Consider the following 23,760-nt stretch of genomic DNA (forward strand, 5'->3'; position numbering starts at 1 on the left):
GCACACCCGGCCGTTGGCCGCAGTGTCCGCGCACCAGCACCGTCCTAGGAGCATACGTGTTCACCCACTGGAGTGCCCTGAGCCCGAACAGGGGCGTTCGCAGCCGGTCCATCAACGCCGAGAACCGCACCGGTGCGGCCGGCGCCGCGGCCCGTGCGGCATCGGCGCTCGGCCCCGGCCGCAAGGGGGCGGCCTATCTGCCCCTGCCCGCCGGTGAGTCCCTGACCCTCGCGGAGATCGAAGGGCCCGGCGTCATCCGGCACATCTGGATCACCGTCGCCGACCGGACGGCCGACGGCGGCCCGTTCGTCCTGCGCGACCTCGTGCTGCGCGCCTACTGGGAAGGCTCCGAGGTGCCCGCCGTCGAAGTCCCCCTGGGTGACTTCTTCTGCAACGGGTTCGCCACCCGCGCCCTGGTGACGTCCGTTCCGATCGTCGTCGCTCCGACGGGCGGCATGAACGCGTACTTCCCGATGCCGTTCCGCAGCCACGCGCGGCTCACGCTGGAGAGCCAGCACGGCGCCGATCTGCCCCACGTCTTCTACCAGGTGGACTACACCACGGGCGACGAGATCGGCGCGGACACCGGCTACTTCCACGCCCAGTGGCGCCGCTCCAACGGGTCCACACCGCTGGGCACGGACCATGTCGTGCTCGACGGAGTGCACGGCCGTGGCACCTACGTCGGCACCTACATCGCTCTGGCCTCACTGCACCGGTACTGGTGGGGCGAAGGCGAGGTGAAGTTCTTCGTGGACGACGACGAGGACCTGCCGACCCTGTGCAGCACCGGCCTGGAGGACTACGCCGGCGGGGCGTGGGCGTTCCAGGACGAGCTGCGCAGCGACCCGGAACCCACGGTGCTCACCTTCAACGCCCCGTACTCCGGCTACCCCTACCACTCGGCGCGCGACACCACGAAGGCGTCGCCCTTCGCGACCCACATGCCGCCCATGCACGGCCTGTACCGCTGGCACCTGCCGGACCCGGTGTACTTCGAGGAGCGGCTGAAGGTGACGCTGCAGCAGATCGGCGCATGGGACCACGGCCTGTTCGAACGGCAGGACGATGTGAGCACCACCGCGTACTGGTATCAGGACTCACCGGACGGCCCCCGTGCCCCCCTGCCGCCCGCAGCCGAGCGCCGGCCCCGCTGAGCACGAGGACCGGCGGACGCGCACGACCTGGACGCGGCCGCGGCGCTGCGCCCGCGCACGTTAATCCGGTTGCCGCGCCGGACGCGGAACCGGAAGATGTCAGCGCCGACCGCAGATGATCTACCGAGGACGATGAGTGACTGAGAACGACGAGCAGCGCCAGACCCTGACGAACGCGCACGGTGTGCCCGTCCTGACCTACGAGCGCGGCGTCCGTGACGGGCACCCGTGGGCGGACCTGGCCGAAGTGGTCGGGCCCGACCCCGTGGACACCATCGTGGCCGGCATGTCCGGGTGGGCGGTGTCGGGGTCCGTGGAACTCGGTGAACAACTGCTGCGCCGTGGTGCCCGGCCGATGCGGCACGCCCATGAGATGCGAAGGGACCTGATCGCGTCGCCGCCACCGGCCGACTGGTCATCTCGTCCCCTCGGCGACGGACTGCGCGCGGTTGCCTGCGACCGCGCCGCCGAGGCGGTCTTCCCGGCATGGCGGGCCGCCTTCCCGGCCGGCCACCCCGACCACCACCCGGGCAGCGACGAACAGGCGCTGAACGAGCGTCTTGCCCCGCTGCTGGCGGGCTCTGTCCTCGGTCCGGTCCTCGCGTGCAGCGCCCTGGTGGTGGACGAGGCGGACCAGGTCGTCGCCGGCGCGATCATCACCGACCGCGACGGCCGGCCCTGGGTGGCGGATGTGTTCCGCCGGCCGGGAACCCGTTACGCGGGCCTCGGCGCCGAGCTGCTGCGTCGTGTACTCGGCGCTGCCGCGGCCGACGGGCTGAGAGACGTCTCCCTCGCCGTGAGCGACGGCAACCCGGCGCGGCGCGTGTACGAGAAACTCGGCTTCGAGCTGATCGCCACATCGCTGACCGTCGTAGTGCCGTAGGCCCGTCGGCGCACCGCACGGCTCGCCGCCGGTGTCCGTTCTGCCCCCGGCAGCACTCAAGAAGTCGAGCCGGGCGCCTGCCGCACGGCGAGCAGGGCCACGTCGTCCTCGTTGTCCGGTGGGCGCGCCCGCGCCAGCAACTGGTCCATGAAGGACTCCAGCGGACGGTGGGCCAAGGACGCCGCATGCCGGCGCAGACGGCTCAGACCCTCGTCCAGACAGTGGCCCGGGGACTCGATCAGGCCGTCGGTGTAGAGCAGCAGGGTCGACCCGGGCGGCAGCTCCGCCGTCGCGTCGGGGCGTACCTGATCGGGTGCGACGCCCAGCAGGACCCCGTGCCCCTCGGTCAGATAGCGGGCCACTCCCTCGTGGGTCACCAGCAGCGGAGGCGGGTGGCCCGCGTTGGTCCAGGACAGCTCGCAGCGGCCGGCGTCGGTCTGCGTCATGCGGGCGAAGACCAGCGTCGCCATGGAGACCTCCGCGATGTCCGAGCTGGCCTGGTCGAGCCATTCCACGATCTTGCTGGGCGGCTTCGTCTGGGACAGGGCGTACGCGCGGAGCATGCTGCGCAACTGCGCCATGCCGGCCGCCGCGTCCAGATCGTGACCGACGACGTCGCCGATGGCGAGGGCGGTGGCGTCGTCCGCCAAGGTGAACGCGTCGTACCAGTCGCCGCCGACCTGGGAGGCGTCCGGCGCGGGCAGATAGCGGGCGGTCATGCCGTGGCCGGGCGCGCGCGGCAGCTTCGGCAGCAGATGGCGCTGCATGGTCTCGGCGACCTTGCGCTGCCGCTGGTAGAGGCGGGCGTTCTCCAGGGCGAGGCTGGCGCGGCGGGCGATGTCCTCCAGCAGGGCGGTGTCGCTCGCGGTGAACCGCTCGGGCTGGTCGGCGCGGCCGAGGGTGAGCGCGCCCAGGACGTCGTGCAGGCTGCGCAGGGGGACCATGACCGCCGAGTGCATCCCGGTCGCCTCGAACAGACGCCGCTGCTCGACCGCGACGCCGGAGTCCGGCGGCCCCTGATAGTTCCGGGGACCGGCGAGGGAGGACGCGACGCCGCGCAGGGCGCGGGACAGGGGCATCGAGGACTCCTGCGGCACCGGCGGCATGGGCCCCTGCAGATCCTCCCGGAACACCAGGGTGTCGCCTTCCGCGTGGGCGACCGCGAAGCGCCACACCTCGTTCTGCTCGTCGATCAGGTCGATGACGGCCCAGTCGGCGAGCCGGGGTACGGCGAGGCCGATCAGGCGGCGCAACGCCTCGTCGATGTCCAGGGTGGAGGTGAGCAGGGTGGTCGTCTCGGCGAGCAGCGCGAGCCGTTCCAGTTCGGACAGCCGTCCGCTCGCCGGTGTCCGCCTCACCGGCCGTCCGGAGGGTCCCGCGGAGTGGAAGAGGACGAGCGTGGCCGACGGGCGAACCCCGATGTCGCAGGGGGTGGCCAGCCATGCCACCGGCAGCAGCGTGCCGTCGCCCCGCTCGAACCATGCGTCGGCACCGTGTTCCGTGCGCCCGACGAGCATGCTCTCGCGGATCCGGCACTGGGCCCTCGGTACGGGCTCCCCGTGGCTGTTGCGGTGCAGCAGGTCGTGCGCGTCCCGGCCGAGCAGAGCGGAGGCGGGGCGGGCCAGCAGTTCCTCGCCGCGCGTGTTGACGGCGACGATGGAGCCCTCCTCATCCGCGAGATAGGCACCCGCGCCGAGCGCGTCGAGGGCCCTGGCCACCGTCTCCTGAGCACCGCCGAGGCCCACCATGACCCGCCTCCCGTCGCAGGAAGAACGACCTCCGCCTCCTCGGGGTTCCCCCAGGACCAGCGGTGATGCCGTCACCGCGCCCGCGTCCGGCTGCGCGGGCACCTGCGCGCCTACCTGACCGACGACGGGCGCCGCCGGCTCCGCCGAGGCCACCGCCGTGCGGATCGCCGGGCCGGCATGTGACCGCCGCTGCGGCACAGCCGCCGTTTCAGCGCCGCCCGGCGGGAAACTCCGAGAGCCCGTTCCGAGTCCCTTCACGGGAGAGAGACAGAGGCCACGTCATGCGATTCCGCAACCGCCGGGAAGCCGGCCAGGAACTCGGCCTTCGGCTCATGGAGTGGGCGTCCGAGGGCGAGCTTCCCAACCCCCTCGTCCTCGCGCTGCCCCGGGGCGGTGTGCCGGTGGCCGCCGAGATCGCCCGGGCCCTCGGGGCACCGCTGGACGTGCTCGTCGCGCGGAAGATCGGTCTTCCCGGCCGGCCGGAGACGGGCATCGGCGCGCTCGTGGGCGAGGACCCACCGCTGTTCGACCGGCGGGCACTTGAGATGCTGGGCCTCAGTGAGGACCGCCTCGTCGAGGACGTCGCCCGTGAACGCGAGGAACTGAAGCGCCGCGCCCTGCTCTACCGGGGCGGCCGGCTCGCGCCCGGCGTCCAGGGCCGCACCGTCGTCCTCGTCGACGACGGACTGGCCACCGGCGCCACCGCACGCGCCGCCCTGCGCCACCTGCGCCGTCTGGAACCCGCCCGGCTGATCCTCGCCGTCCCGGTCTGCGCCGCCGAGACCGCCACCGAGATGCGCTCGGAAGCCGATGACGTCGTCTGCCTGCAGCGGCCCTGGGACTTCCGGGCGGTCGGCCTCTGGTACGACGACTTCGAGCAGGTGAGCGACGAGGAGGTCGTCCGGCTCCTGGACGAACTCAGGATCTCCACGACCGACACGTGAACATCTCCACGACCAACACGTGAACGCCTGCGTGTCAGCTCTCGCCCTCGGTGGCACGCCCCGAGGGCAGCAGTGCGCGGATGTCCGTGGGCAGCGCCCCCGACACATGCTCCATCAGCTCCGGAGCGAGGGCGGCGTCCAGCACCTCCAGCACGGCGGCGGCCTCCCGCAGAGCGGCGTCCTCGTCCGTACCGGTCCGGCCCGCGACGCGCCCGGCGAACACGGTCAGGTCGAAGCGCTCCGCAGCGGACCCCGATGCCCCGCCTGCCGCCGGGTCCGTCACCTCCCGGACCGAAGCGGCGAACTCCTGCGGAAGCTGGGCCGCCATGTGAGCGGCGAGCCCGGACGGCAGCCGCTCCGCCAGCGTGGTCAGCACCGCCCGGGTGGCCCGCTCGGCAGGCCCACGGCCGGGCAGTCGCGCCAGAGCCTGCACCTTTCCGACCATGTCGTCGTGCTGCATGAGGGCCGTGTCCTTTCCGCGAGCCTGCCGGTGGGCTTCCGGGTCTCCTGCTGGGCGGCGCTGAAACGGAGCAGGACGCCCGCTCAGGCACCACCGAGCCGGATCGCCTTGATGAGCAGCAGCAGGGCGCTGAGGACCAGATAGCCGCGCAGCGCCAACATGCCCAGCCGGGTGCCGGCGGACCAGCGCACCGGCTGCAGGAGGGCCAGGGGCGGCATGCGCCAGGCCAGCTTCTCGGCCGGCGACAGCACCGGCACCGGCCGCGCCGGCGTGCGCCGCTGGCCGGCCCGGAGCGCGACGGCGGCCGCGATCAGGCCGGTGACCAGCGCGATCGCCAGCCAGACCGTGAGGTGGGTGACATTGATCTCCGGGAACAGCGTGGTCGCCATCAGCGTGCCGGAGAGCATCAGCAGGACGGCGATGATGACGGTGGCCAGCACGTTCAGCCAGCGCGGATTGACCCAGGGGCCGAGCACTTGGGTGTCGTTGCACAGCAGGAGCAGGAACACGCTCGCCGAGGGCAGCAGCAGTCCGGCCAGCGCCTGGACCGCCTCGGTGATCAGACCGAGCGGCGCGCCCGGGACGAGGACGACGCCCGCCGCGACCAGCACCAGCAGGCTGTAGGAGGAGTAGAACTGCTTGGCCTCGCCGAAGCTGCGGTGCAGGGAGTGACGCAGGTTGAAGACGTCACCGAAGGCATAACTGGTGGCCAGGGTGACGGCGGCCGCGCCGATGATGCTGGCGTCCAGCAGGACCACGGCGAACAGCACGCCCAGCACGGGGGCGTGCTGACTGAGGGCATCGGCCACGCCGGCGGCGTCGGTGTAGTGCCCCTGGGCGGCCGTGCCGCGGACCGCGAAGTCGGCGACCATGATCAACGAGGCGGCGCCCCCGACGACCACGAGGGAGCCGATCACCGTGTCGGCACGCTCGTAGCCGATGAAGCGCGGGGTGATGCGCTTGTCGATGACGTTGGACTGCTGGAAGAACAGCTGCCAGGGCGCGACGGTGGTGCCGACCACCGCGATGATCAGCAGGACGGCCTCGCCGCTCGCGCCGCCCTGGATGCCGGGCACCACGAAGTCGTGGGCCGCCCGGCCCCACTGCGGCCGGGACATCAAGGTCAGGGGGACCAGCAGCAGGCTGGCACCGATGAAGGCGAACATGGCGCGCTCCCAGCGGCGGAAGGAACCGCTGGCGGTCACGGCGATCAGTACGGCCGCGGCCACCGGGACGACGACGTACGGGGAGACGCCGAGGTGCTGCGCGGCCAGCGAGACGCCGATGAACTCGGTGACGATGGTGAGGAAGTTGAGCAGGAACAGGTCGCCGACGCTGAACCAGCCCCAGAACCGCCCGAACCGCTCGGTGATCAGGCGTGCGTGGCCGACGCCGGTGACCGCGCCCAGCCGTACCACCATCTCCTGGTTGACGATCAGGACAGGAACGAGCAGGAGCAGCACCCACAGCAGTGAGTAGCCGTAGTTCTGGCCCGCCTGCGCGTAGGTGGCGATGCCGCCCGCGTCGTTGTCGCCGACCATCACGATGATGCCCGGGCCGACGATGGCCAGCAGGGTCAGCAGCCGGGCCCTGAAACCGGGGCGCCCACCGGGGCGTTCGCGCGGGACACGGCCGAAGGCGCCCTGGATCTCGCCGAGGTGCGCCTCGTCGCGTACGGTGCCGGCCCGGGCCGGCCGGGAGGGTGGCGCGGCGGAACGGGCCGCCGGTTTTCGCGCGGGGGCTTTTGCGGCGCGCTTCGCGGGCGGTCCGGGCCGACGCCTCTCCTGCGGTGGCTCGGCAGGGCCGGGGACGGGCTCGTGCTCTGCCGGACGACGCTCGGCCGGACGAGGCGCGGCGGGGCGGGGTTCTGTGGGACGAGGCTCGGCCGGGTGGGGCTCCGCCGGAGGGCGGTCCGCGGGAGGGGGCCCGGCCGGACGGGGCTCCGCCGGCCGGTGTGCGGGCGGCTCGGCGCTGTGGTCGGCGCGGCTCGGCGGCGACTGGGGACGCCCGGGTCCGGGCCGGGCCGACGGCTCGGGGCGGCCGGTTCCTCCGGGGGGCCGTTCCTCCCCGCTCATGATCCGGACGGAATGTCGTGCGGCGCACCCGTGGGACCGGGCTCCTCCAGGTGGCGGGTCGCGTGCGCGGCAGGCTCGCGTCGCCGCCAGTCCTCCGGGATGACCTCCTCCAGGACGTCATCGACCGTGATCACGCCCAGGATGCGGTCCTCGTCGTCGACCACCGGGACGGTGAGCAGGTTGTAGTCGGTCATGAGCAGCGCCACGTCCTCGACATCGGTGTCCGGCCCGGCCCGGACCGGATCACGGTCGGCCACCTCGTCCAGCCGCGCGGCCGGATCGGCCTGCAGCAACTCGACGAGCGTGACCACGCCGAGCAGCCGCGCCCCTTCCCCGGCTTCCCCGACCAGATACACGCTGGTCAGCGCCTGGGGTTGCAGGGTGTGGGCGGCACCCGCCGAGCGCAGCGCCTGCGCGACGGTGCTGTCGCCCGTCATGGCGAGGACATCGAGTGCCATCAGCCCCCCGGCGCTGGAGGGGTTGAAGCCCATCAGCGTCAGCACCTTGGTGCGCTGCCCGGCCGGCAGCGCGTCGAGGATCGGCTGGCGCCGGTGCTGCGGCAGCTCGTTGACGGCGTCCGCGGCGTCGTCGGCGCGCATACGGGCGAGCACCTGGGCGATCTCGGCGTCGCTGCGCTCGCCCAGCAGCCGCGTCTGCGAGTCCGGCTCCAGTTCCTCGAACACATCGGCTTCGAGCTCGGGGTCCGCGTGGACAGTCTGCAGGATCTCGTGCGACTCGGTGCGACTGGCGTCCTCCAGCAGATCGGCGAGGTCGGCCGGCCTGAGCCGTCTGAGCCGGGCGAACGACCTTCGTATCCGGGCCGAACGGGCATGGCCGATCAACGGCTCGAAGGACGTCCAGTCCCGCCAGTGGGGCTGCGGGGCACGCCCCCCGAACAGGCTCCGCAGCCGCGCGGGCCGCCGCGTGTCCAGGCAGGTCAGCACCCATTGGTCCAGCCGCTGCTCCAGTTCGATGTCGTAGGCCCGGACCAGTTCGGCGTCGGCCACGTCGATGACGCGGTGGCCCAGTACGTCGGCGCGCAGCAGCACCTCGCCCTCGCGCCGTTCGAAGTGGCGCAGGTCGACCCGCGGGCTCGCCAGCGTGATCTTCTCCGCGTCCAGGTCGGCGACCTGCTCGGCCGGCAGGAACACCTCGCGCCTGCCCACCCGTGCGACCAGGCCGGTGACCAGCGGGTAGTCACGCCCCCGCAGCCGCACGATGACATCGGCGAGCCGCCCCACCACGTCACCGTCGCCCCCGATCACCGGTCGGCGGAGCAGTTGGGCGAGATGCACGATGCGATCCACACCCCCACGCTAGACATATGGGCGCCATCGGGTACAGAACGGGCGGTGACGTGTCCTGGACTCGTGCAGGGCGCGGTGTGCTCGGCCTCGTGGGCTGGATGGGCGTCCGCACGGCGGGAAGCGCGGGACGGGCGGCGGCCGGTGCGGCCGGTGCGGTGGGTGTCGCGGCCGGCGGGGTGACCGCAGTGGGATGGCGCGTCGCCCGCAGGACCGGGAGCGCCGGGGCGTCGGCGGCCCGGCACGGGGGCTCGGCCGCGGCGGCACTGCCCAGACGGGCGATACACCTGGGACAGGCCCTCGTCGATCTCCATCCGCGCCGGCACGTCCGTCGTGTCTGGACCGGTCACGGGCGCGCGCACATCGAGGTACGGGGACTCGACCGCGGGGACCGCGGGGGTCCCGGCCGTGAGCGGCTGAGCCGCGGGGTGACCCGGTCGCTGCGCGGACTGAGCGGGGTGCGGTGGGCCGAGGTCAACGCGGTCACGGGCCAGGTGCTGCTGTCGTTCGACGAGCGCAGGGTCGGCGTCGACCGGCTCCTGGACACGGTCAGGGCGGTGGAGGACGCCCACGGCGTGCGGGACGCGGAGTTCGCCTGGGCGCAGCCGGTCACTCCGGGCGACGATGTGCCGGTCGCCACCGCGGCGACCCAACTGCTCGTCGACTGCGCCGCGGTCGCCGCCGCCGTCGTCCAGCGGGTCCTGCGCCTCCCGGTGCTGCCCCGGGCGGTGCCCGCCGCCGTGGCCGCGCTGGAACTGGAGCGGGAACTGCGCGGCCCGTTGGTGCGGCGCATCGGGCCGGTCCAGGCCGAACTGCTGATGTCGTTGACGAGCGCCACGGTCAACGGGCTGTGCGACGGCGTCGGCATGCCGATGGTCGACGCGGTGAGCCGGGCGTTCCAGTTCGGTGAGATGCGTGCCCGGCGCCGGGTCTGGGAGCGGCGCGAGCGGGAGCTGTGCCCGGGTCCGGACTGTGTGCCGCGGACTCGACCGGCGCGGCACCTGCGCGCCAGGGCCAGGCGCTCCGGCCCCGTCGAGCGGTGGGAGGCGCGGCTGGCGCCCTTCGCCCCGCTCACCGCGGCGTCGGTGCTCGCACTGACCGGCAGCCCCGGGCGGGCCGCGGACGCGCTGCTCGTCGCGGTGCCCCGGGCGGCCCGCTACGGACGGGAGGGTTTCGCCGCGGCGGTCGGACGCGACCTGGCCCGGCACGGTGTCGTACCGCTCGACCCGTCGGCGCTGCGGCTGCTCGATCTGGTCTCTGCCGTCGTGATCGACTCGGCGCTGCTGGTGAACGGGCGGGGGCCCGAGGGCGGCCTCCACCCGCTGACCGTGCCCGTGCTGGCCGCGGCCCGCTCCACCGGGGCACGCGTCGTGCTCACCGGCGATGCGCGCGTGCGCGGGCTGTCGGCACCGGCCGAGCAGATCACCGGCGCGGGTGAGCGCGTCGCCGACAGGGTGCGCGAGCTGCAGCGACAGGGCGAGGCCGTACTGGTCGTCTCCGGTACGGACGCGGAGGCGCTGGCCACCGCGGATGTCGCCGTGGCCGTCCCCGGCGAACCCGGTGCGGAGGCGTCCTGGTCGGCGGATCTGGTCTCCCTGAACGGACTGGAGGACGCCTGGCGCGTCCTGCGGGCGGTGACCGCGGCCCGCACGGTCTCGCAACGCTCCGTCCGGCTGGCCTTCGCGGCTTCGGCGCTCGGCGTTCTGCTCTCCCTCCTCGGGCGAAGGCGCGGCGTCCTGCACGCCCTCACCCCCATGCACATCGCGAGTCTGATCGCCTTGCTGTGGGCGGCGGCGACCGCTCGCCGCGCCGCCCGCACACCCGCCGCCACCGCGAGCCCATGAGATCCGCACGCCTTCGGCCGCCCTGTGCAGGCATGCCCGAACTCAGGCGTGTGCGGGGCGAGTTCGTATGACGCGCGGTCAGCGCCCGAGGAGCTTCGCCAGACGGGCGGCGTGTTCGTCGTCCACGGCCACGCCGGTGTGCTCCGGCCCGCTCAGCCAGTCGGCGGCCTTGGCCAGGCAGTCTTCGGTCTGCGACCGGGTCAGGCCGGGTCCTTCGAGCAGCGCGGCCAGCACATGCCCGGCGTACCGGCACCCGGCGTAGGTCTCCAGCCAGCTGAGCGCCATGTCCACGACGGTTGCCCGCTCGGTCTGTCCGGACGCGGGCAGGCGCGGGTCGAGGAGCGGCCCCAGGATGGCCCCGGTGAACGGCGAGAGCCCTTCCTGCTCGGCCAGCCACTTGTGTGCCCGTGCCGTGACGGCGCCCGCACCGTCAGGGTCGAGATCCGGCCGCTCCAGCAGAGCGCGCAGCACCTTCCTCCCCCGCGAACTGATCGGCTCTCCAGCGCACGCCTCGCGCAGCGCGAGGTCCACGAGGACGGCTCGTGTCGCGTCCGGGAGCGGCACCAGTCCCATCCGGCACAGGGCGGGAAGTTTCTCCTTCGCCAGCACCATATGGCCGTGGCCCACGCAGTCCAGCACCCGCTCCACGGTCTGCCGGCGGAGTTCCTGGTCGGACACCCGGCAGCCGGGCAGGCGTTTCAGTATCCGCTGTGCGTTCTCGGCGGTGTGGTGGATCTCCAACCAGTCGAGGGCGCGGCGCAGACCCTGCGTCTGGGCCGGCTCGTCCAGATCCGGGCGGATCAGCAGGGCTTCCAGCACGAACGACGCCGTGTTGCTGCGGGCGTTGTCGTGCTCTGCGAGCCATGCGAGGGCGAGCGGAGCGGCGCGTGCCCCGACCGCCGGATGCTTGAGCAGGGGTTCCAGGACAAAGCGTGCCTCAGGGGAAGTGCCGTGTGTGTCCGCGGTGAGCCAGCCGAGCGCCGCGCCGACGGCGTCGACTCCCTCACCGTCGGCCACCGTGCCCGAGGTGTGCGGGCCGATGCGGGCGTCGAGGGGGAGCAGATGCTGGAGGACGTAGGAGATGTTCGGTGATTCGCCGTGGTCCCCGAGCCAGGTGAGGGCGTGCCGGGCAGCCGTCTCGCTGTGCGGGTCGAGCCGTGGATGGGCCAGCAACGGCTGGAGGACGAAGCTGGCGTCCTCCCCGCTCAGATTGGCGGGGGAGCCGAGCCAGCGGACGGCCGCCGTACAGTGCCGGTCGGCGTCCGGCAGCCCGCGCCGCTTGAGCAGGGGCGCGAGGACCCACTTGGCGACGTCCTGCGTGCCGTGACGCCCGGTGGACAGCCATCTCACCGCGTGCTCCGCGGCACAGGCGGTCGCCCCGAAGGACAGGTCCGTGTTCTCCAGCAGCCTGCGCAGTACGAAGTAGGCGTCCCCGCGCCTGCTGTGCTCCTCGAGCCAGGCGAGGGCCGGGCCGACGACGTCGTACCTCCCGTCCGGGACGGGCACACGAACGAGCAACGGGTCCAGTACGAACGTCGCCTCGTGCGAGGTGCCGTGCTCCTCGAGCCAGGCGCAGGCGAGGCCCACGACCGTGTCGGCGGGTTTTCCCCGCAGGGCCGGATGTTCCAGCAGACCCCTCAGCACGAACGAGGCCATGAGGGAAGTGCCATGACTCCCGAGCCAGTTGAGGGAGCGGTCGATGACCCCCCTGGTCCGGCTGTCGTCCAGGTCGTCCCGTTTGAGCAGCTCGGCGAGGACGAACGTGGCGGTATCCGCGTCGGGGTGGAGCCTGAGCCAGTCGAAAGCGAGCTTCAGCGCCCTGCCCCTCTGGTCGTCTCCAAGGTCCTCACGGCACAGGAGCGCGCGCAGCACATGGGCGGTGGCGGCCGAGGGCAGGCGCCGGCCGGCCACACCGAGGCCCGCGTCGACCGCCTGTGCGATGCGGTCCTCGGACAGATCGGTCCGGGCCAGCAGCGCACTCGCGAGGGAGAGACTTCCCTTCATCACAGGGTGTCGCAGCCATGCGACCGCTTCCTCGGCAGCCCTGTCCAGGTGCCCGGCCGGTGCGCCGGGCGCCCGGAGCAGGGCTTCGAGGACCGGACGGGTCTCGTACAGCCGGTGGCGGTTGTCCGCCTGCCACTCCAAGGCGGCCGAAGCCAGACGTGCGGGAACGGCGTCGGAGGTGTTGCGGATCGCGTTGGCGAACAACGTGCGCGCCGCGCGTGGGCCCTCGGCCTCGGCCCGCCCCAGCCAGGGCCGCACCAGTGTGTCCCAGGACGCGATGACCCCGGACTGCCACGGCGCCCCCGACAGCAGGGTCAGCAGGGTCCGGCCGGTCTCCTCGAGATCGGCCTCGCCGGCCAGCCGCTCGGCGGGGCCCGCCCGGTCCGCGAGCCACTGTGCGCAGACCCGGCGCACATCGTCGCGCACCGCCGGATCGAGGTCGGCCGACCACCGCCGTACGGCGTCGGCGGCGAGCCGGAAGGTGTGCGTGCTCGTCAGGAACGCGGAGAACATCCGCGTGGCGGCGTCGGCTTCGAGCCGTCCCGCTCTGGGGACCAGTGCCTGCTGGAGGAGTTCGTCGGCCACGAAGTCATGGATGACATCGAGTACGTCGCTCTCGGAGGCGAAGAGCCAGCCCAGCTTGCACAGATGCCCGACGACGCCGATCCTGCCGGCGTCGAAGCCGCGGTCCTGGTGCAGTTGGAGGAAGGCGCCGACGGCGGCCTCCACCGACTCCTTGTCCTGGGGGCAGCAGGCGGCGGCCACCGCGGAGGCGAGCAGGTCGGTGCGCGAGTCGCTGAGTTCTTCCCCGGTGCGCTCCCGCAGCCAGTACGACAGATCCTGGACGTTGCGCAGCCCCGACAGGTCCAGCGCCTCCTGCCCGCCGTCGCCCACACGCGACTCGATGGCCCGCGCGATCAGCAGGGTGAGCACCGGGCGGTGCCCGCACACCGCGGCGATCCGCTCCGTGCCGTAGGCATCCACGGCCTTCCTGGCGACGCTGTTGATGATGCGGGTGGCGACGGCTTTCTGGTGCTCTCCGTCCTGGGAGACCTCCACCCGGTCGAGGAACCTGAGACGCCCCAGGGCCTCGGCGCGCGGTACCGCTCCGGGGCGCAGCGAGGCGATGCACGCCAGCCGGGCCGAGGAGGTGCTTTCCGCCCTGACTTCGTCCACGAAGTCGAAGAGGTCCAGATGCTCATACCCGTCGAGGTAGTCGAGCACGAGCAGGACGTCCCTGTTGCGCGCGTGCATGTCGCGGACGACCCCGGTCAGTTCCTCCGCTGTGATCGGTTTCTTCGGTGCCAGGTGCAGTACGGTCCAGCCCTGCCGGTCGGCCCGGGCCGCCACCTCGAAACAGGTACGTGTCTTGCCGGTCCCCGCGGCGCCGACGAGCACCACCCCCAGTGACGTCGAACCCGGTGCGGACGCCGCCGTCAGCCGCGTCAGCAGGTTGTCCGGGTCCGCCTGGTGGCCCTCCCCGGGGCTGACGAAGCGGATCTGGCCGTCCGTCAGGTACTTGTCACGGTTGGAGTTCCTGCTGAGGGTCTGCCGGTGGGTGCGGACGCCACTGGGCAGCGGGGGCAGTCCGACATCGGCGAGGTCGTCGGGGCGCAGGCTGCCGCAGCCCAGCAACCGCTCAAGCCGGCGAAGTTCCTCGGGCGCCACACGGTCCTGGAGACTGTCGATCCTGGCCGCGGTGAGAGCGGCACCGTCGGAGGCGTAGTGCCTGATGACGACGCCGATGATCCGCCCGCGGCTGAAGACAGCCGCTCCCGACATGCCCTCCCACGGCTCGTACGGTTCGCCGTCCGTGCCGTCCTCGCCGCCCGCGCCCGGCCGTCTCGTCGCCCGGCGAGGGTCCTCGTCCGGTGAGGGAGGCCCCACGATCTTCAGGTCGAGGGTGCGTTCCCGCCGGTTGGAGAGCGGCACACACGTGGCCTGTGCGGCCTCCAGGTCACGGTAGAGGCCCCCGCGGAGCTTGAAGAGCGGAAAGCCGAAGGCCATGCATTCGACGCGGGCGGCGCCCTCGCCGACACAGCCGAACGAGGCGGGCACCGCCGTGGGTGCGGGAGGCGGGGAAGAGACGGCTGGAACGGGGGAGGGAGCCGAAGGGTCCGGGGCCGAGGGGGTGAAGACGAGCACGGCGACATCGATCTCGGCGTTCGACCACCCCACCGACGCTTCGTAGCCGGCCTCGTCCTGCCGGTCGGCGTTGAACCGCACGCGCACACCGGACGCTCCGTCGAGCGGATGCCACGCCGTCAACACCCTGCCGTCGGCGACGAGATACCCGGAGGCCCGGGCGCCCCTGCCCGCCGAGCGGCTGACGATCACCTCCGCGATACGGCCGGGTGCGTCCCACCCCATGGCCCCGTGTGCGGTGACTTCAGCGTTCGCCATCTACCTCGTCACCGGAGATCAGGGGCGAGCGGGTCGTTCCGTCCTGTGCCACCGCCTTGGGATGCAGGGTGAGCTTGAGCCGTTGGGTCGTGGACCGGGCCGCCTTGCCGTCCGCGCCGGCCTCGACGACCCAGAACCGCACCTTGCCGTGTGCGCCCTGCTCGCGTGAGACCGCGACGGTCGCCTCGACCTCCACGGGCCCCACCTCGAACTGGAGGGCGTCGCCCGCCTGAGCCCCCTCCGCCGCCGCGGCCCTGAGTTCCTGCCGCAACTGACGCACCAGCTCCGCGAGTTCGATCCCGCGTTCCCCGTTCGCTGCCATAGCGGGATTGTAAGGGGCCGGGCCCCGCGGCGGACCAGTGCGGGCCCCTTCCTCGTACCCCCACGCCACCGAGGACGACGTAGGTCGGCGGCCCTCGGCGCGCGGCAGCGTGATCCGGTCCCCGGCGTTCGTGCGGCCCCGCACGGCGTTGGTAGCGTCGGGACGCGCCGCGTCGGCCGGCACGGCGCGCCGATCGACCGAGAGAGACCCGATGCCTCCGACGATCCGCAGGGCCGTGATCCCCGCCGCTGGACTCGGCTCACGCCTGCTGCCCCTGACCAAGGCGATCCCGAAGGAAATGCTTCCGGTCGGCGACAAACCGGTCATCGAGCACACGGTGCGCGAACTCGTGGACTCCGGAATCACCGACATCACCATCGTCGTCAGCGGCGGCAAGTCCTTGATCCAGGACCATTTTCGGCCGAACCCGGGCCTCGTGGACCAACTGCGCGCCGACGGCAAGACGGCGTACGCGGACGCGGTGGAGGAAGTCGCCGAACTCGCCCGTAGCGGTCACATCACCTACCTCGACCAGCACGGCCCGTACGGCAACGGCACCCCTGTCCTGAACGCCGCGCGCTCCTTCAGCGACGAGCCCGTCCTCGTCCTGTGGCCCGATGACGTGTTCGTCGCCGAGGTGCCGCGCGCCCAGCAGCTGATCCGCGCCTACGAGCAGACCGGCTGCCCGGTGCTGGCCCTGCTGCCGATGGACCGCGGTGAGTCCCAGCGCTACGGCGTGCCGATCGTGAAGGAGGACCTGGGCGGCGGACAGCTGCGCATCACCGGGCTGGTGGAGAAGCCCGAACCGGCCGCCGCCCCCTCGGAGTACGCGGCCATCGGCGGCTACGTCATCACCCCCGGCATCGTGGACGAACTGCGTGAGCAGACCCGGCGCTGGTACGAGGCCCGGGACAAGGGCCGACCGGTGGGCGAGGTCTATCTGACCGACGCGATCAACGCCTACGCCGCCAGCCGCGCGGTGTACGGACAGGTCATCCGCGGCACCTGGTACGACACCGGCAACCCCGCCGACTACCTCGTGGCCCAGATGGCGCACGCCCTGGCCCACCCCGAGTACGGGCCCGTCCTGCGCGACCTGGTCCACCGGCTCGACACCCCCCCTGCTGCCTGAGCCGCCTGCGTTCCCGGGCCGCCTTCGAGCCCCGCATGGCCCAGGACAGAGCGGGCTCCGGCCGCCGGGTGACCGCGTGGCTCCACCGTCCGGTCACCGCGGCGGATCCTGGGCCAGGGCGTCGCGGAGCTGCGCCCGGGCGCTGACACCCAGCTTGGGGAAGATCTTGTGCAGGTGGTAGCCGACGGTGCGGGGCGAGAGGTACAGCCGGGCCGCGATGTCGCGGTTGGTCAGGCCCTGCGCCGCCAGTTCGGCTATCTGCCGTTCCTGCGCCGTGAGTTCACCCGCGGTACTCGTGGCCGTCGCCGTCCCCGCCAAGGCTCCCGCCGCCCGCAGTTCGGCGGCGGCGCGATCGGCCCAGGGCCGCGCGTCGAGCCGCTGGAAGCACTCCAGGGCCGCGCCGAGGTGCGGGCGTGCCTCGGCGCTGCGCCGCCGCCGGCGCAGCCACTCACCGAAGTCGAGCTGAATGAGCGCCTTTTCGAAGGGCCAGCAGTCGGTGGTGGAATCGGCCAGGGCGGCGCTGAAGCGCTTCTCGGCGTCATCGGTGTCGCTCAGCAGGGCGGCGGCCCGGTGCAGGACGGCGGCGAGCCGGGGCGACCTGTCGGGCTCCAGGCCGTCCTCGACGGCCTCGACCACCGTGCGTGCGTCCTCCCGTCGCCCGGCACGGACCGCCGCTGCGGCCAGGTCGCCCAGATAGTAGAGGGAGGCGTGGTAGTGGACGGGGGCCGGGCGGAAGTCCCGGGTGAACGTGGCGCGCAGCTGCTCGTAGGCGTCGGCGTGGTCCCCGGCGACGAACGCGGCCATGGCCAGGGCGTGCCGGTGCCGCACCTGGAGGTTCAGGGACCTGCGCAGATCCGCGCCCCGTACGGCTTCCAGGGCCTGCGCCCGCGCGGTCGTGTGGTCTCCCCGCAGCGCGCGCAGGGTGGCCTGGAGGACGCAGGAGCCCACGGTCACGTTGTCGGCTCCCGCCTCGGTCGCCATCCAGAACGCCTCGTCCGCCGCGTCCTGGGCCGCCGTCCATGAACCGCTCTCGAACAGCGCCAGGGCGAGCGCCTGCATGACCGTCGCGTTCGTGCCCGCGCTGCCGGCCCGCCGCAGGACGTCCATCGTCTGCCCGAGAATCCGTACCGCGTCCTCGGTCTCGTCCAGGATCCAGGTCGTGCCGCCGAGCGCGGTGAGGTCGCTCAGGGACTCCTGCTCCATGGCGGCCAGCGCGTCCTTCAACAGCCCGAGCAGCCGCGTCCGCCCGCGGTGCGGGTCGATGACGGCCTGGGACCAGGCGAGCCCGGCGGGATCGTCGCTCTCCTCGATCAGGGCGCCGATCCGCCGCAGTTCGGCCCGGTGGAACGGCGACCCGGAGTTGTACACGGAGGTCGCGGCGGTGGACAGGGTACTGAGCGCCAGGTCCGGGGCCGAGGCCGCGGTGGCCTCGGCGACACCCAGCAGCAGGGTCAGCGCCTCCTCATGGCGGAGCGTGACACCCAGGGCCCATCCGCCCAGCAGCGACGCCTCGGCACGCAGCCGCGCGTCCTCGGTCAGGTCGCCGACCCGGCCGCTGATCTCACCGACCCACTGCGGATGGCCGGCGAACATGGCGGCCTGCGCGGCCATCAGCAGTCGCCGGGCGCGCGGCTCCGCCGCCGGGGTCAGCTCCGCGGCGCGTTCCAGCGCCGTGGCGGCCGCCGCGTACCCGCCCCGGGCACGCGCGCGCTCGGCGCTCTGCGCCAGGGCGTCGGCGACCTCCGCGTCCTGGCCCGTCGCGGCGGCGGCCAGGTGCCAGGCCCGGCGGTCCGGCTCGTCGGCGAGAGCGCCGGCCAGGGCGAGATGCGCGTGCCGGCGCTCGGCGAAGGAAGCCGCCTGGTAGATGGCCGAGCGCACCAGCGGGTGGCGGAGCAGCACCTGGCCGTCCTCGATCCGCACCAGTCCGACCCGCTCCGCCGGGTCCAGTGCCTGGACGATGTCCGACGACGGGGCGGCCCGCAGGAGGTCGGCGAGCCGTCCGGTGCCGGCGGCGGCGATCAGGAGCAGCGCCTCACGCGTGGGCTCGGGCAGGCCGGGCAGGTCGGCGGCGAACAGGTTCTCCAGGCGTGCGGTGAGCGGCAGGGCGGCACCGCCGTCCTGACCCGTGCCGATCCGGCCCCGGGCGAGGGCCCGGGACAGCTCGATGAGGGCCAGCGGGTTGCCGGCGGCCTGCTGGAAGATCTGGGTGCGGGCCCGGCCGCGGGGCGGGTGCGGCTGGGCGTCCAGCAGCAGTCCGGCCGCCGCCCTGCCGAGCGGGCCCACGGTCACCTGCGGGAAGTCCCGGTCGAAGCGGGCCGGCACGGCCTCCTCGCGGGCGGCGAGCAGCAGCACCACCGGCTTGCCCTCCAGACGCCGGGCGAGGAAACCCAGCACGTCCACCGAGCCGAGGTCGAGCCACTGCACGTCGTCCACGAGCAGGACCAGCGGCCGGCGCGCGGCGGCTTCGCCGATGAGGGCGAGCACGCCGATGCACAGCGACAGCTGGTCGAGGTGCACCTCGTGCTGTGCCTGCGTCATCCCGAACGCACGGTCGAGGGCCGCCCGCTGCGGCGCCGGCAGCCCCTCACCGGGAAGCAGCGGATGCAGGAGCTGGTGGACGCCCGAGAGCCCCAGTCCCCGCTCGCCCTCGCTGCCGCGCACACGCAGGACCCCGAGGCCCCGGGCCCGGCCCTGCTCGGCCGTCCAGTCGACGAGGGTGCTCTTGCCCGCCCCCGGCTCCCCGACCAGCACCAGCACCTGCGGTCCTGTGCCGTCCACGGCCCCGAGCAGGCCCGTGAGGCGGGACAGCTCGGCGGCCCTGCCGAGGATGCCCGGATCGGCGGGGTAGTCGGGGCCGATGTGCACCACGGTCGTGTTCCTCCCGGCGTCGTTCATGATCCGGCCATCCTGCCAGTCGCGGACGACCGGTCATATGACAGAAGCGTCGCCCGCCCGCTGTCCCGATGATGGACCCCGGCCAGGGAACCGGTCCAACGCCCTGGGCAGCCGAGCAGGTCCGGAGTACATGCATGAAGGTCCCCCCGTCCCGTTCCGCGGCCGGTGAGGAAGCCGTCCGTCGATCATCCCGCCGTACGACGTCGTCCCGTCCGCTGGGCAGGGACGGCGAGATCGAGCGCGTTCTCCAGTGTGTGCGGCGCACGCCCGGCGGCCCGCAGGCGCTGCTGCTGCTCGGGGAGGAGGGAATCGGGCGTACGACCCTGCTGCGGCACGCCCGGGAGCTGGCCGGCGCCGACGGCACGCTCGTGCTGTCCGCGCAGGGCTGGGCCGCGGACCATCGCAACGCCCGGGCCTGTCTGCGGCAACTGCTGGCGCCGGTCCTGGAGGAGCTGCCCGGGCTGCCCGCCCCGCACGGCGCGGTGCTGACCGCCGCCCTGAACCCCGCCGCCGCCCACGACGACGCGCGCCACCACGCGGGGCCGCACGGGGGCGGGTCCCACGACGCCAGGTCCCATGACGGGCGGCCCCACGAGGGTGGGCCCCGTGGCGGTGCGTCTGACGGTGATGGGTCCCATGGCGGTGGGTCTCGCGAGGGCGGGCCCTACGACGATGGGCCTCGCGAGGGCGGGCCTCGCGGCAGTAGGTCTGACGGCGGTGGGCCGCATGGCGGTGGGTCTCGCGGGGGCGGGTTCTACGACGATGGGTCTCACGGGGGTGGCCCCCACGGTGGTGGGTCTCGCGGGGGCGGGCCTCACGGCAGTGGGTCTCGCGGGGGCGGGCCTCACGGCAGTGGGTCTGACGGCGGTGGGCCGCATGGCGGTGGGTCTCGCGGGGGCGGGTCCCATGGGGGCGGGGCTCAAGGGCTTGGCTCTGACGGCGGCGGGTCTCACGAGAGGGGGCCTCACGGCGGCGGGTCCCCTCACGGTGGGCCTCGCGAGGGCGGGCCGCACGGTGGCGCGTTCCGCCACGGCGCGCCCGGGGACCGTGCGCCGCACGACGGGCAGGTGCAGGTCGCCGTGCTGGCGTTGCTGGACCGGCTCGCCGCGTCCCGGCCGGTGCTGCTGTGCGTGGACGACATCCACGCCTGCGACCGCGCCTTCCTCGACGCGCTCTGCGCGGGAATCCGGCTCCTGGCCGGCCGCCCGCTCAGGGTGGTGCTCACCGCGCGGGGCGAGACGCCCCCGCCCGGCCTGCCCCCCGCCCTGGAGTGCCTGCACCTGGGCCCGCTGAGCGCCCCCTCGGCCGCGGCGCTGCTGGACCGGCAGCCGGCGGCGCCGACCGGCCGGCGCAGGCTGGAGATCCTGGAGGAGGCCGAAGGCAACCCGTCGGCCCTGGTGGAACTGAGCCGCCGTGTGCCCGCGGCCCCCCGGGCGTCAGGCGCCGGAACCGCACCGGCGCGGCGCCCGCCGACGGGCCACGCCTTCGCGGCGCGACTCGACGCGCTGCCCCCGAAGACGGCACGGGCCCTGCTCTACGCCGCGGCCGCTGGGCCGGGGGAGAGCGTCGCCGCCCTCATGGCCGCCCTGGACACCGACGACCTCGCCGTGTGGGCCCCGGCGGAGGCGGCGGGTCTGGTCTCGCTGGTCGAGGACCGCCTCGTCTTCCGGCATCCGCTGGCGCGGTCGGCCGCGTTCTTCCGGCATCCCGCGAGCGAGCGGCAGCGCGCCCATCTGGACCTCGCCGAGACCGCCACGCGCCCCGAGGACAGGGCCCGCCACCTGGCCGCCGCGACCTTGCGCGGCGACGAGTCCGTGGCCGCCGCGCTGGCGGACTCCGCATGGCGGCACGGGGACGTCGTGGGCACCGCGCGTGCCCTGGAGCAGGCGGCCCGGCTCAGCCCGCGGCGGCCTGAGCGCACACGCCGGCTGGCCGAGGCCCTGGTGGCGGCGCACGCGGTGGGCGACCCCGGCTGGGTGAGGGACCTGTACGGCAGGCTCGTCCACGACCGCGGGGAACCGGAACAGGTCTGCGCGGCGGCCGGTGCCCTGGCCTCGGTGCTGTCCCTGGAGTCCTCCCAGCGGGAAGCCTTCGACCTGCTGGTCGACGTCTCCGGGTACTTCGCTGCGGCCGGGCGTCCCGTCGCGCTCGCGGTGACGGCGGTCGCGGCGGGCATCGCCGCCCAGTCCGGTCTGCCGGAGCACAGGACCGGCCTGGCCACGCTGCTCGACCGCGCCCGGGGCACCGACCGTGCCCTGCGCCGCCCGCCGCCGGCGGCCGGGTTCCTGGGCCGGCTGGACGAGCCGGACATCCAGCAGGCACTGGACGCGCTGGCCACCGCCGTACTCGGGCCGCAGACCGGCACGGGCTCCTCGGCGCGCCCCCCTCGCCCGCACGGTGCGGGCCCGGACGGCTCGCAGACACCGGCCTGCCGGGCGGCGGTCCTCGCGGCGGCCCACCTCGCCGACGAGGCCGACGTACGCCTGGGACAGTTCCGCGAGACCGACGCCCGGCTGCGGGCCTCCCGTGCCTTCGGCGTCCGCGGCTGGTCGGTCCTCGCCCTCGCGGACACCCTCATGGGCGCCGGCCGGTTCACCGACGCGGACGCCCTGATCCGGGACGCCATGGCCGAGGCCGCGGTGCTGCGCCTGCCGCGCCTGCGGGCGGACCTTGAGGCGCAGGCCCTCGCCCTGCACGCGCTCCGCGGAACCGTGCCGCCCGAGCCCTCGCTCACCCCCTCGGTCTGGCGTGCCGTCTGCCTGGACGAGAACCGGGCCACCCACGCACGTCTGCTGCGCGCCCGGGGACTCGCCGCCATCGCGCTGGGGGACTGGGACGGCGGCTGGCGACACCTGCGCGAGCTGTTCACCGCCGACGGCTCACCACTGCACCCCGTCCTGTCGCCCCGGAGCATCGCCGATCTCGCGGCGGCGGCCCAGCGCACCGGCCGGGCCGAGGCGGTGGTGCCGGTGCTCGGCCGGGTCCGCGCGGAGCAGGGGGAACGCCCGAGCACCAGGATGACGCTGCTCCTGCACCATGCCACCGCTCTGGTCGACCCGGGCGGGGACGCCGAGCCGCACTTCCAGCTCGCCCTGGTCAACCACGAGGCGGACCGCTGGCCCTGGGAACGCGCCCATGTCCGCCTCAACTACGGCATCTGGCTGCGGCGCGCCCGGCGGACACGCGAGGCGCGTCAGCAGCTGACCACCGTGCTGGAGACCGCCGAACGCCTCGGCGCGGGCGCCCTCGCCGCGGCGGCCGGCGGTGAACTGCGCGCCAGCGGAGCGGCGTCCACTGCGGACGCCTCGGGCACGCTGGAGCAGCTGACGGCCCAGCAGAGACAGATCGTGCAGCTGGCCGCGCGCGGCCTTTCGAATCGGGAGATCGGTGAACAGCTCTTCCTCTCGCCGCGTACCGTGGGCTCCCACCTGTACAACGTCTACCCGAAGCTCGGCATCAGCCGCCGCCAGCAACTGCGTGACCTTCTCCAGGACAGGTGAGGCGCAAACCGGCCGGTGCCGTGCGGAGCCGACGACGGGCGGCGCCGCCCGGCCAGAGGGGAGTGCGTGATGCCGGGAGCCTCCGGGGACCGGCCGGGCGGTGACGCACGCCGGGCCGTCCTCCTCGACCCCGCGGTGCAGCGCATCGTCGCCGCGTCCGCCACGCCCCCGTCTCTCGACGACCTCGGGCCGGAGACGGCGCGGCAGGCGCTGCGGGAGACCCAGGTGGACCGGTTCGAGGACTTCGCCGTGGACGCGGTCTACCGCGTGGCCTCCACCGGCCCCTCCGGGCTGCTCGGGTTCTGGACCGTCCGCCCGGCCGGTGCGACCGGCCCGCTGCCCGCGCTGCTGTACCTGCACGGCGGCCGGTGGGCGCTCGGTGACGCGCAGACCCACGCCCGGCTCATCAGCGAACTCGTCCACGGCGCGGGCGTGTGCGCCGTCGTGCCCGAGTACAGCCGTACCCCCGAGGCCCGTTACCCCGTGGCGCTGGAGGAGTGCTACGCGCTGCTGGTCCGGGTGGCCGCCCGGGCCGGCGAACTCGGACTCGACGCGCGCCGGCTGGCCGTCGCGGGCGACTGCGCCGGCGCCACGCTGGCCGCCGCGGTGACCATGCTGGCGAAGTCCCGCGGCGGGCCGCGGCTGTGCGCACAGCTCCTCTACTACCCGCTCACCGACTCCCGCTGCGACAGCCCCTCGCAGCGGGAGTTCGCCACCGGCTACCTGCTCACCCGGCCGGCGCTGCGCGGGTACTGGGCGCGCTATGTCACCGACCCGGCCCTGCGCGACGAGCCCACCGCCTCCCCGCTGCGGGCGCGGGGAGGGGACCTGGTGGGGCTGCCGCCGGCGCTGGTCGTCACCGCCGAGGCCGATGTGACCCGGGACGAGGGCGAGCAGTACGCGCGCCAGTTGCGCGCGGCTGGTGTCGAGGCGTCCGCCGCGCGGGTCCTCGGCACGATCCACGACTTCGTGGCCCTGCACGCCCTGCACGACAGCCCGCCCACGCGGGCGGCCGTCACGATGGGGTGTGCGTTCCTGCGGGCCCGACTGCGCTGAGCCGCGCGGCACGGGCCGGGGACCAGTCGACCG

General features: G+C 73.9%; 14 protein-coding genes and 1 pseudogene. 8 read left to right on the forward strand and 7 right to left on the reverse strand.

Features of this window, described 5'->3' with window-relative positions:
- Positions 1 to 56 precede the first annotated feature (56 nt).
- Positions 57 to 1,157 (forward strand): glycoside hydrolase family 172 protein, encoded by a 1,101-nt coding sequence (locus tag ACIRFL_RS01280; protein ID WP_404022928.1) that lies wholly within the window; start codon positions 57 to 59, stop codon positions 1,155 to 1,157.
- A 136-nt stretch (positions 1,158 to 1,293) separates the two neighbouring features.
- Entirely contained in the window at positions 1,294 to 2,040 is a 747-nt protein-coding gene (locus ACIRFL_RS01285; protein WP_404022930.1) for a GNAT family N-acetyltransferase, read from the forward strand.
- 56 nt (positions 2,041 to 2,096) lie between these two features.
- Here ACIRFL_RS01285 and ACIRFL_RS01290 read toward each other — a convergent pair whose 3' ends face one another.
- A complete protein-coding gene (locus tag ACIRFL_RS01290) occupies positions 2,097 to 3,788 on the reverse strand; it encodes a SpoIIE family protein phosphatase (protein ID WP_404022931.1) in 1,692 nt (563 codons plus the stop codon).
- Positions 3,789 to 4,069: 281 nt separating this feature from the next.
- On the opposite strand from ACIRFL_RS01290, the gene ACIRFL_RS01295 reads away from it, so the two are divergent.
- Positions 4,070 to 4,732, forward strand: coding sequence for a phosphoribosyltransferase (locus tag ACIRFL_RS01295; RefSeq protein WP_404022932.1), 663 nt, complete (start codon positions 4,070 to 4,072; stop codon positions 4,730 to 4,732).
- A 34-nt stretch (positions 4,733 to 4,766) separates the two neighbouring features.
- Here the strand turns inward: ACIRFL_RS01295 and ACIRFL_RS01300 are convergent, their stop codons facing one another.
- The 3 genes from ACIRFL_RS01300 to ACIRFL_RS01310 form a co-directional block, all read right to left on the reverse strand.
- On the reverse strand, positions 4,767 to 5,192 hold the full coding sequence (locus tag ACIRFL_RS01300; protein WP_404022934.1) for a DUF2267 domain-containing protein: 426 nt from the start codon (positions 5,190 to 5,192) through the stop codon (positions 4,767 to 4,769).
- 83 nt (positions 5,193 to 5,275) lie between these two features.
- Entirely contained in the window at positions 5,276 to 6,841 is a 1,566-nt protein-coding gene (locus ACIRFL_RS01305; protein WP_404023165.1) for an Nramp family divalent metal transporter, read from the reverse strand.
- A 422-nt stretch (positions 6,842 to 7,263) separates the two neighbouring features.
- On the reverse strand, positions 7,264 to 8,574 hold the full coding sequence (locus ACIRFL_RS01310) for a magnesium transporter MgtE N-terminal domain-containing protein (protein ID WP_404022935.1): 1,311 nt from the start codon (positions 8,572 to 8,574) through the stop codon (positions 7,264 to 7,266).
- 17 nt (positions 8,575 to 8,591) lie between these two features.
- On the opposite strand from ACIRFL_RS01310, the gene ACIRFL_RS01315 reads away from it, so the two are divergent.
- Positions 8,592 to 10,415, forward strand: a complete 1,824-nt coding sequence (locus ACIRFL_RS01315; RefSeq protein ID WP_404022936.1) for a heavy metal translocating P-type ATPase — start codon at positions 8,592 to 8,594, stop codon at positions 10,413 to 10,415.
- 78 nt (positions 10,416 to 10,493) lie between these two features.
- Here the strand turns inward: ACIRFL_RS01315 and ACIRFL_RS01320 are convergent, their stop codons facing one another.
- Positions 10,494 to 14,822 (reverse strand): hypothetical protein, encoded by a 4,329-nt coding sequence (locus ACIRFL_RS01320; RefSeq protein WP_404022937.1) that lies wholly within the window; start codon positions 14,820 to 14,822, stop codon positions 10,494 to 10,496.
- Positions 14,809 to 15,144 (reverse strand): trypco2 family protein, encoded by a 336-nt coding sequence (locus tag ACIRFL_RS01325; RefSeq protein WP_404022939.1) that lies wholly within the window; start codon positions 15,142 to 15,144, stop codon positions 14,809 to 14,811. Before ACIRFL_RS01325 ends, ACIRFL_RS01320 begins: the two co-directional genes overlap by 14 nt.
- A gap of 211 nt (positions 15,145 to 15,355) precedes the next feature.
- Here ACIRFL_RS01325 and ACIRFL_RS01330 point away from each other — a divergent pair, with 211 nt between their 5' ends.
- The gene (locus tag ACIRFL_RS01330) at positions 15,356 to 16,276 is read left to right on the forward strand and encodes a UTP--glucose-1-phosphate uridylyltransferase (protein WP_404022940.1); all 921 of its coding nucleotides are present in this window, start codon (positions 15,356 to 15,358) and stop codon (positions 16,274 to 16,276) included.
- A 93-nt stretch (positions 16,277 to 16,369) separates the two neighbouring features.
- Here the strand turns inward: ACIRFL_RS01330 and ACIRFL_RS01335 are convergent, their stop codons facing one another.
- Complete coding sequence (locus ACIRFL_RS01335; protein WP_404022941.1) at positions 16,370 to 19,171, reverse strand: ATP-binding protein; 2,802 nt, start codon at positions 19,169 to 19,171, stop codon at positions 16,370 to 16,372.
- 134 nt (positions 19,172 to 19,305) lie between these two features.
- Between ACIRFL_RS01335 and ACIRFL_RS01340 the strand changes: the two are divergent.
- The 3 genes and pseudogenes from ACIRFL_RS01340 to ACIRFL_RS01350 form a co-directional block, all read left to right on the forward strand.
- Positions 19,306 to 19,626: pseudogene (locus ACIRFL_RS01340) on the forward strand (ATP-binding protein); the annotation flags it as partial.
- A gap of 612 nt (positions 19,627 to 20,238) precedes the next feature.
- Complete coding sequence (locus ACIRFL_RS01345) at positions 20,239 to 22,671, forward strand: LuxR C-terminal-related transcriptional regulator (RefSeq protein ID WP_404023166.1); 2,433 nt, start codon at positions 20,239 to 20,241, stop codon at positions 22,669 to 22,671.
- 69 nt (positions 22,672 to 22,740) lie between these two features.
- Positions 22,741 to 23,727 (forward strand): alpha/beta hydrolase, encoded by a 987-nt coding sequence (locus tag ACIRFL_RS01350; protein ID WP_404022942.1) that lies wholly within the window; start codon positions 22,741 to 22,743, stop codon positions 23,725 to 23,727.
- Positions 23,728 to 23,760 lie beyond the last annotated feature (33 nt).

It is taken from the genome of Streptomyces sp. NPDC102462, assembly GCF_044765425.1.
Taxonomy (GTDB): domain Bacteria; phylum Actinomycetota; class Actinomycetes; order Streptomycetales; family Streptomycetaceae; genus Streptomyces.